Raw genomic sequence first — 12,251 nt, forward strand, 5'->3', positions numbered from 1 at the left:
CGGTCACCGCTGAGGAGCCCTGCGTGTCCATCACGATCGTCGCCACCATCTCGCCCAAGCCCGGCCGGGCCGACGCCGTCCGGGAGGCGTTCACCGCGGCGATCCCGAGGGTGCACGAGGAGCCCGGCTGCGAGCTCTACGCGTTGCACGAGGACGGCTACGGCTTCGTGATGATCGAGCGATGGGCCACCCAGGACGACGTCAAGGCCCACGGGGCGGGCGAGACGTTCAACCAGCTCACCGAGGCCGTCAAGGACGACCTGACCGAGCCGATCGGCGTCCGGCTGCTGCACGCCCTGCCCGCCGGCGACGAGGCCAAGGGCGCCCTCTAGACCGCCTGGCAGGTGGGGCACCAGAAGAGGTTGCGGCCGACCATGACCTCGGTGCGCACCTCGGTGCCGCAGATCCGGCAGGGCAGCCCGGCGCGCCGGTAGACGTAGTGGGCGTCCTCCCGGAGCGCCGGACCGCGCCGGCGTTCGCGGTCGGTGCGCTCGGTGGTGACGATCCGGCCCGCCTTCACCCCGGCCTTCATCAGCGTCACCAGGTCCGCCCACAGCCGGTCCCAGAGGTCGGCGTCGACGTCCCGGCCGAGCCGGAACGGGCTCAGTCGCTGCCGGAACAGGACCTCTGCCCGGTAGACGTTCCCGACACCGGCGAGCACGGCCTGGTCCATCAGCAGCGCGCCGATGGTGGTCCGGCTGCGGGAGATGCGGGCGAACGCCTTCGCCGGATCCGAGCGCCGGCGCAGCGGGTCCGGGCCGAGCCGGTCGAGGATCAGCTGCACCTCGCCGTCGGTGATCAGGTCGCAGGCGGTGGCGCCGCGCAGGTCGGTCCACACGCCCTCGCCGTCCTCACCCGGGCCTTCCCAGCGCATCCGCAGGGCGCCGCGGGGAACCGGGGGCAGCCCGGTGCCGGAGGTGAACTTCCCGTAGAGACCCAGGTGGACGTGGACGACGTCCGGGCCGAAGAAGGCGAACAGGTGCTTGCCGTAGGAGGTGACCTCGTCGAGGACCCGGCCGTCGAGCAGCTCGGCCTGCCCGGCGAAGCGGCCCTGCGGGCTGGTCACGTGCACCTCGCGGCCGGCGAACGCGGCCTGCTGCTCGCGGGCCAACCGGAACAGGGTGTGGCCCTCAGGCACCGACGATCACGCCGTCCAGCTTCACCCGCCGGGGCCCCGCTCGCCACGACGGCACCGGTGACCCAGCCGACACCTCGACAGAAGTGGCCATTTCTGTCGAGGTGTCAGCGGGCGCGGAGGGCGGCGTAGCGGTCCAGGGACACCTGGCGCTCATGGGCGTGGTCGACGACCGGCTCGGGGTAGCCGGCCGGGACGCCGCCGGGCGCCGTCCACGGTTCGTGCACGTGCTTCGGGTCGAGATCGCGCAGCTCGGGCACCCAGCGCTTCACGTAGCTGCCGTCCGGGTCGAACTTCTTGCCCTGGGTGATCGGGTTGAACACCCGGTAGTACGGCGAGGCGTCGGTGCCGGTGCCGGCCACCCACTGCCAGCCGTGGTTGTTGCTGGCCAGGTCGCCGTCGACCAGGTGCTCCATGAAGTACTTCGCGCCCAGCGTCCACTCCTGGTGCAGGTCCTTGACCAGGAAGGAGGCGACGATCATCCGCACCCGGTTGTGCACGTAGGCCTCACCGAGCAGCTGCCGCATCCCGGCGTCGACGATCGGGAAGCCGGTGCGGCCGGTCTCCCAGGCGCGCACCAGCTCCTCGGCGTCCGGCCCGGAGTCGTAGCCCATGCTCTGCAGTTCGGGCTTGAGGTACTCGCGGGCCGAGTCGGGCCGGTGCCACAGGACGTCGGCGTAGAAGTCGCGCCAGGCGAGCTCGTCGGTGTAGCGGCGCACCGACTCCGAACCCTCCTCGGCGGCCAGGTCGGCGAGCAGCGTGCGCGGGTGGATGCAGCCGTACTTCAGGTAGGCCGACAACCGGCTCGTCCCGTTGGTCGCCGGCCGGTCGCGGCCCTCGTCGTAGCCGCGCAGCCGTTCGTCGCGGAACCGGTGCCAGGCCTCCAGGGCCGCGGCCTCGCCGGCGGTGGGCAGCTGGACGTCGCCCAGGGCCGGTCGCGGTGGGCGGTCGTCGGAGCGGACGTCGCGCTGCCACGGGACCGGGTCCGGGCGGACGGCGGGGGAGTGCCAGCCGTGTTCCCGCCAGGCGCGGGCGAACGGGGTGAACACCTGGAACGGCGTGCCGTCCCGCTTGACCACCCGCCCGGGAGCGACCGCGTACGGCGAGCCGGTGCGCACCAGCGGGATGTCGCCCAGCGCCCGCTCGACCGCCTGGTCCCGGCGCCGTCCGTACGGGCCGGCGTCGGCGGTGACGTGCACGCTCACCGCGCCCAGCTCTGCCGCCAGCCGGGGGAGGACGGCGGTCGGGTCGCCGGTGCGCGTGACGAGGGCGCCGCCGGTCGCGGTGTCGAGCTCGGCGAGGCAGTCGAGCAGGAACCGCCGGCGCGGCTCGCCCGAGGGGCCGTAGAGCCGGTCGTCGAAGACGAAGACGGGGACGACGCTGCCTTGGGGCCCGGCGGCGTCGATGGCGGCGAGCAGGGCCGGGTGGTCGTCCAGGCGCAGGTCACGGCGGAACCAGAGCAGCGCGGTGGGCACCCGACCGAGCCTAGGAAGCCACGACCGGCGCCGCTGGGTGGACCAGCTGCCGGGTGGCTCAGCTGTGGGCGGGCGCGAGGCCGAAGGTGGGCCGGTCGGCCTCGGCGACGAGGTCGAGCTGCTCGGGGTGGTCGACCAGGTACTTGCGGATGAACGAGCAGTAGGGGAGCACGTGCAGGCCCCGCTCGCGCGCGGCGGTGAGGACGGCGGACACCAGCTGGGTGCCCAGACCTCGACCGCCCATCGTCGGGTCGATCTCGGTGTGCGGCAGGGTCATCACGCCCTGGTCGACGTGGTAGCTGGCCAGGCCGACGACTCGCTCGCCGTCCCGGATCTCGAAGCGGCCCCGCTCGGGGACGTCGACGACCGTGATCTCCATCGGTGCTCTCCACCTCCCGCGCCTCCGGCGCCCTTGCCGGGGCTCGTATGTGCTGACACAAGGTAACGGTTGCGACACGGTGTCGCCCGCATCTCCTCCCACGCGTCGGGGACCCCAGAGGTTCCCCGTCCCACGCGCACCACAGTCGCCGATGCGGTGATCGGCCGGGGGTGAATTGCACTCAAGTTGGTGTCACATGGAGATCTGATGACGATCCCATGACAGCGTGGCAACACATTTCTCGGTTGCCCTCGGGCCGCGCCCGAGTACGTGTACCCGCAGTTCAGGCGGGTGACACCTACCGGACGGTGCCGATCTCGACCGAGCGGCGGAATTGTCGTTGTGCTGTTCGACACCCCGTGCGAGTCACGACGACATAACGGAATTGCCCGATGGGCTGAAAGTGTCATTTGTGTCCGCCATCCGCTGTTAGCGTCCTGTTCCGAGATGGGAGCGGGCCCTGCCTGCCCCACCCCGGCTCGCTGACCGGCGCACCGCGACGTGCGTGCCGACGCCCTGGCGTCGTGGCCGGTGAGCCGCACCCGCGCCCCGTGGCGCCCGCTCCAGGAGCGGTGCGCCCGGCGGGACGACACGGCAGGTGGTGACCGCTCCGCGGAGCGGTCGCCCGCCTGCTCGTCGTGCCGCCAGGCCCGGGCCGTGTCCGCTGACGAGAGGTTGCCCGTGCCCGCAGTACATGCCGAGGGGTTGTTCAAGGTCTTCGGCCGGCGCACCGCCGAGGCGGTCGACCGGCTCCGGGACGGCGCCTCTGTCGCAGAGGTGCGGGACCGTGGCGCCATCCCGGCCGTCATCGACGTCAGCTTCACCGTCGAGCCGGGCGAGATCTTCGTGGTCATGGGGCTGTCCGGCTCGGGGAAGTCGACGTTGCTGCGGATGCTCAACGGGCTGCTGGAGGCCACCGCCGGGACCGTGCGGGTGGGCGACGACGAGCTGACCGCGCTGGACGACAAGGCGCTGCGCCGGCTCCGGCAGGAGCGGATGAGCATGGTGTTCCAGCACTTCGCGCTCTTCCCGCACCGCAGCGTGCTGGACAACGCCGCCTACGCCCTCGAGGTGCGCGGCGTCGACCGCGCCACCCGCCGGGCCAAGGCGCAGGAGGCCCTCGCGCTCGTCGGGCTCGAGCAGTGGGCCGACCAGGAGCCGGGGCAGCTCTCCGGTGGCATGAAGCAGCGGGTCGGCCTGGCCCGCGCGCTCGCCGCCGACACCGACCTGCTGCTGATGGACGAGGCGTTCAGCGCGCTGGACCCGTTGATCCGCCGCGAGATGCAGGACCAGCTGCTGGAGCTGCAGGCCTCGCTGGGCAAGACGATCGTCTTCATCACCCACGACCTCAACGAGGCCATGCGCCTGGGTGACCGGATCGCGATCATGCGCGACGGGCGGATCGTGCAGATCGGCACGCCCGACCAGATCCTCGAGACCCCGGCCGACGACTACGTCCGCCAGTTCCTCGCCGACGTCGACCGTGGGCGGGTGTTCACCGCCCGGCACGTGATGGTCGAGGCGCCCACGCTGGTCTCCCCGACGGCTGCGCCCGCGCAGGTGCTGCAGGCGATGCAGGACCACCGCTCCGGTTCCGTGCTCGTCGGGGACGGTGACGGCCGGGTGGCCGGCGTGGCCACCGAGGACGCCGTCCGGGCCGCCGTCGCGGCCGGGGCGCCGTCGCTGGCCGGCCTCCCCCTGCTGCCCCCGGTCGACGTCCGGGCGACGACCACGCTGAGCGAGCTGCTCGCCCCCGCCGCCCAGGACGAGGTGCCGGTGACCGTCGTGGACGACGCCGGCCGGCTGCTGGGGGTGGTGCCCCGAGGCGCGGTCCTGGCTGCACTGGGGGGCGTGCCGCGCCCCGCACCGTCCCTCTCGCGGGCACCGGCCGACCCGGTGGGCGCCACCGCCGTGACGACGAAGGAGGCCGTCCGTGGCTGAGACCGTGCTCCGGGCCGCCGAGGACGGCGCCCTGCCGCAGATCCCGGTGGGCGACTGGATCGACACCGGCTTCGACTGGGTCACCGAGAACTTCTCCCCGGTCTTCGACGTGATCAGCGCCGGGACCGAGACCGGTGTGGAGGGCCTGCGCGACGCGCTGCTGTTCCCCCCGCCGGTCCTGCTGGCCGTGCTGCTGGCCGTGCTCGGTGGCGTCGTGCGGTCGGTGCGCTTCGCCGTCGTGTCGCTGCTGGGCCTGCTGCTGTTGATCAGCATGCGGATGTGGGAGCCGGCCATGGCGACGCTGGCACTGGTGCTGGTGTCCGCGGTCATCGCGGTCGCCATCGGCATCCCGATCGGGGTGTCGGCCGCCAAGAGCGACCGGGTCAGCGCCGTCCTCCGACCGGTGCTCGACTTCATGCAGACGATGCCGGCGTTCGTCTACCTCGTGCCTGCGGTGACCTTCTTCGGCATCGGCCTCGTCCCGGGTGTCGTCACCACGATCATCTTCGCCATGCCGCCCGGCGTCCGGCTCACCGAGCTGGGCATCCGGCAGGTCGATCAGGAGCTGGTGGAGGCCGGGCACGCCTTCGGCAGCCCGCCGGGTCGCATCCTGCGCGGGATCCAGCTGCCCCTGGCCCTGCCGACGATCATGGCCGGGGTCAACCAGGTGATCATGCTGGCGCTGTCCATGGCGGTCATCGCCGGGCTGATCGGGGCCGGGGGCCTGGGTGGCGTCGTCGTCACCAGCATCTCCCGGCTCGACGTCGGGCTCGGCTTCGAGGGCGGCCTCTCCGTCGTCGTCCTGGCCATCTACCTCGACCGGCTGACCAGCGCGTTCGGTCAGCGGCGCGGGCGGCTGTCCGGCTTCCCGTCCTTCCTCAGCCGCGGTGGCACCGTCACCGCGAGCCCCGTCGCCACGAGCCGCGCCACCGACGCGGCGCTGCCCGGCGCGACCACCCAGAACTCACCGACCGAACCTGCCCGGTAGCCGACCGGCGCGGCCCTCCCAGGCCGTCGCCACGGAGCCGGAGCACCGACGGTGCGCGGGGCAGTCGACCGCCACCAGATGTAGGAGAGGAACGACCGCATGAACAAGCACCTGACCACCCGAGGCGCGCGCCTCGCCGCCGGACTCGCCGCCGTCGCCCTCACCGCCACCGCCTGCGGCGGGGACGCCGAGGAGGAGACCACCGCAGCCGGTGGGACGTCGTCCGGCAGCGGCTGCGAGACCGTCAACCTGGGCTTCATCCCCTCCTGGACCGACGGCCTGAGCATGGCCCACCTGTGGGACAGCGTCCTCGGCGAGCAGGGCATCGAGGTCGAGATGACCGAGATCTCCGAGGCGGCTCCGCTGTACGCCGGCCTGGCCGGGGGCGACGTCGACGTCTACCCGTCCGCCTGGTCCGAGGTCACCCACGCGGCCTACATGGAGGAGTACGGCGACCAGCTCGAGGACCTCGGTGCCTGGTACGAGGGCGCCAAGCTGACCTTCGCCGTCCCGGAGTACACCGACATCGAGTCGATCGCCGACCTGGCCGGCAACGCCGAGATGTTCGACGGCCGGATCGTCGGGATCGAGCCCGGTGCCGGCCTCACCGCCACCACCAAGGACAGCGTCATGCCGACCTACGGGCTGGAGGAGGACTACACGCTGGTCGAGTCCTCCACCACCGCGATGCTGGCCGAGCTGCAGGCGGCGACCGACGCCAACGAGGACATCGTCGTCACCCTGTGGCGCCCGTTCTGGGCCAACAGCGAGTTCCCGGTCAAGGACCTGGCCGACCCCGAGGGCGCGCTGGGCGGGTCCGAGGGTCTGCACACGCTGGCCCGTGAGGGCTTCTCCGCCGACTGCGCCGATGTGGCGTCGATGATGGAGAACGCGGCCCTCACCGACGAGCAGTACGGCTCGCTGGAGAACATGGTCGTCAACGAGTACGGCGAGGGCCGGTACGACGAGGCCGTCGACGCCTGGCTCGAGGAGAACCCGGACTTCATGGAGTCCCTGCAGGTCTGATCGGTGCGCACCGCCGCTCGCTGAGCGACCGGAGCACACGCCCGAGGGGCCCGACGGCGCGTGCCGTCGGGCCCCTCGGTCGTCCGATACCCTCTCGTCGGCAACCGGCCCGCGCGCAGCGGCCCGGTGGTGGTGCAGCCGCACCGCCGCAGCCCCCGTAGCTCAGGGGATAGAGCATCGGTTTCCTAAACCGTGTGTCGCAGGTTCGAATCCTGCCGGGGGCACCAGTACGACCGCAGGTCAGGCGCTCGTCGAGGTTGTCGCCGCGTGGGGACGAGCACTGGCATGACAAGACGGTGTCACTTTGGGCCGTAGATCCGCTTGCGCCGACGCAGCGCATGCAAGGAAGTGCAGGGAGCGGCACGGACCGGCCCTGGGTGGCGCCAGGCCCGAAGACGATGCGGTCTGGGCGCGCACTGGCCTCGCCAGCACCGGGGCCGCATGCCGCGGACGTCCGAGCCGCGCGAACCAGGAGACCTGAGTGGCTCGCCGGGACTGCTGACGCGCTCCTCAACGACCGTGCGTGACAGTCTGTACGCACACGAGCATCGCTCTTTGGTGGCCGACCAGATTGTCGTCGGAGCAGCCTGAGCAACCGCTCGGCTGTCGGTCAAGCAGCACTGCGCCTCAAGGGCTGAGAGCGGGGAACTGGGAGTTTGCGGATGCGCGAGCAGTCATCAGGCGAAGGCAACCTGCTGGACAACGCCATCGCGAGTGTTGGTGACCCGGGCCTGAGGACCACGCTGGCACAAGAAGTGGAGCGGCTGCGCGGCGCCCGCCACTTTGGCCTCGTCTTCGACCGGCATCTGCCCGAATCGGCCAGGCTGCCTCACCATCCGATCCGAAAGGGCGCCACGGGATTGCTGTCGGTCCAGTTGACACTCGATCTGCGGGACGTGGTCCCGCGGGGAGGATGTCACTGTGCCCAAGAAGTTCCCGCCCGAGTTCAAGCGTGACGTCGTTCGGGTCGCCCGTCGGGGCGATCTGAGCCACGCCGAGGTCGCGGCCGATTTCGACATCTCGGTGGAGTCGGTCCGTCGCTGGTGCCGGCAGGCCGACATCGATGACGGCGTCATGTGGGCAGACCAGCAGCGAGCAGAACGAGTTGGTGCAGCTGCGCCGCCAGATGCGGCGGCTGGAGATGGAGAACGAAATCTTGCGCCGTGCCGCGGCCTATTTCGCCGCGGGCAGCCTCCCAAAATGAGCTACCCGCTGGTCCGTGACCTGGCCGCCGAGGGCATTCCGGTGCGGCTGACCTGCGGGGTGCTCGGACATTCGAGACAGGCCTACTACGCGTGGCTGTCCAACCCGGTCAGCGACCGTGAGTTGCAGGACGCCTACCTGACCAACGCCCTGATCGACACCTACAGCGATGACCCTGAGTTCGGCTACCGGTTGCTCGCTGACGAGCTCGAGCGCGCAGGCCACGCAGTCGGCGAGCGCCGGGTGTGGCGGCTGTGCTCGCAGCAGAAGCTGTGGTCGAACACCGTGCGCAAGGGGCGCCGGGGGGCAGGCAAGACCCCGGGCCCGGCGGTGCACGACGACCACGTCCAGCGCGACTTCACCGCGCCCGCGCCTGATCGCGTGTGGCTGACCGACATCACCGAGCACCCCACGGCGGAAGGAAAGCTGTACTGCTGCGCCATCAAGGACGTGTTCAGCAACCGCATCGTTGGCTACGCGATCGACGAGCGGATGACCGCACAGCTGGCCGTTACCGCGCTCCGCACCGCGGTTGCTCGGCGCCAGCCGGTCGGTGTGGTGGTGGTTCACAGCGACCGCGGATCGCACTTCCGAGCCCGATCATTTCGGGCCGTGCTGACCGCTGCCGGGCTGCAGGGATCCATGGGCCGCGTCGCCTCGGCCGGCGACGACGCGGCGATGGAGTCCTGGCATGCGCTGCTGCAGAAGAATGTCCTCGACCGCCGCCGCTGGCGCACCCGCGACGAGCTCCACGCCGCGATCGTGTTCTGGACCGAACACACCTACAACCGCCGCCGACGCCAGCGAGCCCTCGGCAAGCTCACCCCGGTCGAGTACGAACTCGCCTTCACGACCCAAGCCGCGGCCATCGCGGCATGATCACCACTCACCCCGTGTCAACTGAACCTGCAGCAGTCCCAGACGGCAACCACGGGGACGTACCTCGGGCAGCGCACACAGTCGGGCTCTTGGCGCGGCGGCGGGCGTCCGCCGAGAACGCCCGGCCCCTCTTGAGGGAGGGACATGGAGCGTCTCGCAACGGGCCGCTTTGAGGGACGCCGCGCTACGAGGCACGGGCTTACCCCTGATGCGAGTGGGTCGTGACGACTTGATTTCGCCCCTGATTTCACCCCTGATTTCGGAATCAGGGGTAGTCCGACGACGGCACGCCGTTGACCTGGGAAAACGTCCACTCATGAGCGCTCGGCGGAGTGCAACTAAATGTAGTGCAAATGGGGACCGCGCAGATAGTGAGTTGGATGCTCCGCCTCGGCCGCCGGACAGCGCCCGAATGACGGTTCGACGGTGCCACATTGTGGTGCGCGATAGCGATCGAAACGCTGGGCGAGGAGGGGACGCAAACGAAGCCGAGTGCCCCGCTGGGGCATGACGAGTAGCCCCAGGAGGTGCGGCTCCACCTCCTCATGGACGGCGGTCTGGCTTGGCGCCGACCTGCTCGACCCGGAGATCCAGGGGCCTCGTTGCTGAGTTTTGCCCGGGTCTGACGCGGGCCATTTGTCGGATGGCCATGGCGCTGGAGGGCACACAGCCGAAAAGGTGGCAGGTGTCGCAGTGTGTGTGGGGCGGCCATGGCCCCGATAGCAAGTCCTCAAGCGCCAGGACTGCGCTGAGGCATCGAGGGCCGGGCCGCGAGGCGCAACTTCCTCGCGCGGTCGTGGCGGGCCTGAAGTGCGCGCTCGTCGTCGCTTCAAGGTGAACCATGTACGCGCGCACACCCTCGCGGTGCAACGGAGACACTCTCGCTACCGGTACAGACTGCCCGGCCCGGCTCCGACACGTACAGGGTCAGCGTCATCGGGCCCGAGGCAGACAGTCTGTCCCGCTTCCCGTGGCTCCCCCATCCTGAAGGGACAGGTTGTGGCCAGGCAGAAGCGCGAGAAGCGGCAGGAGCCTCCGATCCTCCGCCTGGAGAAGGCAGACTCGGAGTGGGCTCAGAAGGTGCTCGCGGAGATCGACCACGTCGTCCGCGGAATCGAGGGCAGCCCCAAGCGCACCCAGTTCGTCTCAATGTTGATCGACCCAGGCACCAAGACGGGCAGAGCGCAGTGGCGGGATGACCATGATCGACCCAAGACGGAGCAGCGCGCGGCATCCCGGGTCGCTCGTGCCCGCCTGCGTGTGATCAGCACGCTGCGCGATTCGGGGATGTCCCGGAAATCCGTCGGCGACGTGATGGGGCTGACCGGAGACGCGGTCAAGGCCCTGGAGGACCGGGCGGCTCAGACGCGAGCGACGCAGGTACGGATCTCCCGCCGGGACGCCGCCCTCCTGGCTCAGGCCAAGGAAGCGGCAAGGGGAGGCGATGGCGACGTGCGCTGGTCGAACACGGACGTTGCCCGCTGACCGCGCCAGCGCCCGAGTCAGACATCCGTCTACAGATGTAGACGGATGCTGACCGACGGTCCGACGTGCACCCCACTTGCTCAGGAAGCACTCGGATCAAGACTGACCTCCCACGTGCTCCGGGACGCCCATAGACATGACCCAGTCCTGGAGTGCGGGAACCATCGCAGCGGCGTGGTCACTCACCTGGAGTTCCACAGTCAGGCGTTCGAACACATCGTCTGTTGGGTCGCCACAGAACGCCTGGAGCGCGTTGAGACCGAGATCGGCTGCGTCGAGCAAGCGGTGGAGGTATCCGCATGCGCATCCCAGCGCGACTACATCGAACGGCTTCATCCAGCAATCGATCTCGACCAGGCGACCACCGTCGATGCGCAAAGGCACCGTCGTCATGTAATGGCTGATCATCGGTGCGGGCGGGGGACGCGCGTGGAGTCGAACATAGGGAGGCCGTGCACGATGACGGGCACCCCGGTGAGCGCGCCGAGCGCATACCAGTACGAGATCAGGTTCCTCGCCTCGCGCTCTTCGTTCGGATGAACCATCTGCTCGTACGGCAACCGCGCCGCCTCTTCGCGGAATGCCTCGCTCTTCTCCCAGCAGGCGTCACAGCCGCGCGGCTGTCCCGGCCGACACGGCAGATGAGAGTCAGGGTGATCACCGGCCTCGGCCCACAGCAGATAGTGCGCCAGTGCCACCGGGTCAGTCGGCCGTTCGCGCAAGTACGGCGGGAGCACCGCTGCCAGCGCCTCCGGCGGAAGCGACTGGATCCGTCGGTGGAACTCGTCCATCAAGACCTCACTTCGAAGGCCCACCATGGGCGCCTCAAGATCATCGTCTCGCATGGGACTGACAGTTCCGGAACGTCGGAACGGGGTGCCCGGACGACGAGGGCACGGGGCGCGGCGATGGGGACTGACCCGTCATCGTGGGCAGCAGTCCCACGCGCCAGGCGCTGCTGCGGTGCGGCCGGGTCGCGCCGCCGTCCGCCTCGCTGACGACACAGAGATGGCCTTGCTGCGAACTGCGGGCGCGCGAACCAACCGGACGAACACTGCGCACCAACCCAGAAGGCCGCTAAGCCACGCGGCAGGGCCAGTCGCTTGCCCGCACAGTCAGCCCGCCGGGCACGCAGTGTGACGAGTGGCGCAGGACGGGGGCGGACGTTGGCGTCCGTGGCCGTCCCGCGCCCCAGCATCCTTACTCTACGTAATCGCATGTCAGCCGATCAGGCGTTCTTCTTGCGAACTCAAAGATGCTTCTGCGAGTCGACCGAATCGGTCATGCACTGGCCGATTGCAGGGCGGCACTGACCGGAAGAGCCGGGCAGGACGACGCCTTGGAGGGCAACAAAATGCACGGGTTGGACCAAATCGAGCCGGGGGACCTCGGTAACGGCCGTCGGCTTATCGACGTCGCGGAGGCAGCGCAGCGGCTTGGCATCTGTGAGCGCCATCTGCGGAGCGAGATCGCCTTGGGGCGCATGCCACACCGGCGCCTTGGCGGCAAGGGCGGGGCGCGTGGGCGGATCAAGGTCCTTTTCCCCGACGACGTCAACGCCTATCTGCGGGAGACCGCGGCGGGACCGGCCGCCGCCTGAGGCGGCCAACAATCTACGAAGAACCTGGACGGTAGCGTTTCCCATGACCAAGTCATTCAAGAAGTCAATGCCGCGTGAGCCGCGAGTGGCGTCCACCAAGGTGGTGTGCCAAGGGGCCCGGTGAGGGCGTCGGCGTAGAC

13 protein-coding genes and 1 tRNA gene are annotated in these 12,251 nt (G+C 70.1%); 8 read left to right on the forward strand and 6 right to left on the reverse strand.

Annotated features, from left to right (window positions below):
* The first annotated feature begins 23 nt into the window (after positions 1-23).
* The gene (locus IN07_RS07260; protein ID WP_036334709.1) at positions 24-332 is read left to right on the forward strand and encodes a putative quinol monooxygenase; all 309 of its coding nucleotides are present in this window, start codon (positions 24-26) and stop codon (positions 330-332) included.
* Here IN07_RS07260 and IN07_RS07265 read toward each other — a convergent pair.
* The 3 genes from IN07_RS07265 to IN07_RS07275 all read right to left on the reverse strand — a co-directional run bounded on the left by IN07_RS07265 (position 329) and on the right by IN07_RS07275 (position 2,989).
* Positions 329-1,138 carry an Fpg/Nei family DNA glycosylase gene (locus tag IN07_RS07265; protein ID WP_036334711.1) on the reverse strand — a complete coding sequence of 270 codons (810 nt, stop codon included), beginning with the start codon at positions 1,136-1,138 and terminating at the stop codon, positions 329-331. The two genes, IN07_RS07260 and IN07_RS07265, sit on opposite strands and share 4 nt — an antisense overlap.
* 104 nt (positions 1,139-1,242) lie before the next feature.
* Positions 1,243-2,610 carry a cryptochrome/photolyase family protein gene (locus tag IN07_RS07270; RefSeq protein WP_036334713.1) on the reverse strand — a complete coding sequence of 456 codons (1,368 nt, stop codon included), beginning with the start codon at positions 2,608-2,610 and terminating at the stop codon, positions 1,243-1,245.
* A 58-nt stretch (positions 2,611-2,668) separates the two neighbouring features.
* On the reverse strand, positions 2,669-2,989 hold the full coding sequence (locus IN07_RS07275; RefSeq protein WP_036334715.1) for a GNAT family N-acetyltransferase: 321 nt from the start codon (positions 2,987-2,989) through the stop codon (positions 2,669-2,671).
* A gap of 681 nt (positions 2,990-3,670) precedes the next feature.
* On the opposite strand from IN07_RS07275, the gene IN07_RS07280 reads away from it, so the two are divergent.
* From IN07_RS07280 to IN07_RS07315, 7 genes are all read left to right on the forward strand, one after another.
* Positions 3,671-4,930, forward strand: a complete 1,260-nt coding sequence (locus IN07_RS07280) for a quaternary amine ABC transporter ATP-binding protein (protein ID WP_036334716.1) — start codon at positions 3,671-3,673, stop codon at positions 4,928-4,930.
* Positions 4,923-5,918, forward strand: coding sequence for an ABC transporter permease (locus IN07_RS07285; RefSeq protein ID WP_036334719.1), 996 nt, complete (start codon positions 4,923-4,925; stop codon positions 5,916-5,918). Before IN07_RS07280 ends, IN07_RS07285 begins: the two co-directional genes overlap by 8 nt.
* A 99-nt stretch (positions 5,919-6,017) precedes the next feature.
* Positions 6,018-6,944 (forward strand): glycine betaine ABC transporter substrate-binding protein, encoded by a 927-nt coding sequence (locus IN07_RS07290; protein WP_036334721.1) that lies wholly within the window; start codon positions 6,018-6,020, stop codon positions 6,942-6,944.
* Between the two features lie 151 nt (positions 6,945-7,095).
* Positions 7,096-7,171 (forward strand) — tRNA-Arg (locus tag IN07_RS07295).
* Positions 7,172-7,606: 435 nt separating this feature from the next.
* On the forward strand, positions 7,607-7,900 hold the full coding sequence (locus IN07_RS25115; RefSeq protein ID WP_156119069.1) for a hypothetical protein: 294 nt from the start codon (positions 7,607-7,609) through the stop codon (positions 7,898-7,900).
* Positions 7,866-9,026, forward strand: coding sequence for an IS3 family transposase (locus IN07_RS07310; RefSeq protein ID WP_231558036.1), 1,161 nt, complete (start codon positions 7,866-7,868; stop codon positions 9,024-9,026). Before IN07_RS25115 ends, IN07_RS07310 begins: the two co-directional genes overlap by 35 nt.
* Positions 9,027-10,025: 999 nt before the next feature.
* Complete coding sequence (locus IN07_RS07315; protein ID WP_036334725.1) at positions 10,026-10,511, forward strand: hypothetical protein; 486 nt, start codon at positions 10,026-10,028, stop codon at positions 10,509-10,511.
* Between the two features lie 96 nt (positions 10,512-10,607).
* On the opposite strand, the gene IN07_RS07320 is transcribed toward IN07_RS07315, so the two are convergent.
* The 3 genes from IN07_RS07320 to IN07_RS25120 form a co-directional block, all read right to left on the reverse strand.
* On the reverse strand, positions 10,608-10,919 hold the full coding sequence (locus tag IN07_RS07320) for a hypothetical protein (RefSeq protein WP_036334726.1): 312 nt from the start codon (positions 10,917-10,919) through the stop codon (positions 10,608-10,610).
* A complete protein-coding gene (locus IN07_RS07325; RefSeq protein ID WP_156119070.1) occupies positions 10,916-11,302 on the reverse strand; it encodes a hypothetical protein in 387 nt (128 codons plus the stop codon). Before IN07_RS07325 ends, IN07_RS07320 begins: the two co-directional genes overlap by 4 nt.
* Positions 11,303-11,760: 458 nt before the next feature.
* Positions 11,761-12,207, reverse strand: a complete 447-nt coding sequence (locus IN07_RS25120) for a hypothetical protein (RefSeq protein ID WP_156119071.1) — start codon at positions 12,205-12,207, stop codon at positions 11,761-11,763.
* Positions 12,208-12,251: the final 44 nt, after the last annotated feature.

Origin of the sequence: Modestobacter caceresii, assembly GCF_000761485.1 — a bacterium.
Taxonomy (GTDB): Bacteria; Actinomycetota; Actinomycetes; order Mycobacteriales; family Geodermatophilaceae; genus Modestobacter; species Modestobacter caceresii.

Coding starts and splice junctions, on each gene's coding strand:
- IN07_RS07275 (WP_036334715.1), bottom strand. CDS start 2,989: ATGGAGATCACGGTCGTCGACGTCCCCGAGCGGGGCCGCTTCGAGATC.
- IN07_RS07290 (WP_036334721.1), top strand. CDS start 6,018: ATGAACAAGCACCTGACCACCCGAGGCGCGCGCCTCGCCGCCGGACTC.
- IN07_RS25115 (WP_156119069.1), top strand. CDS start 7,607: ATGCGCGAGCAGTCATCAGGCGAAGGCAACCTGCTGGACAACGCCATC.
- IN07_RS07320 (WP_036334726.1), bottom strand. CDS start 10,919: ATGATCAGCCATTACATGACGACGGTGCCTTTGCGCATCGACGGTGGT.
- IN07_RS07325 (WP_156119070.1), bottom strand. CDS start 11,302: ATGGACGAGTTCCACCGACGGATCCAGTCGCTTCCGCCGGAGGCGCTG.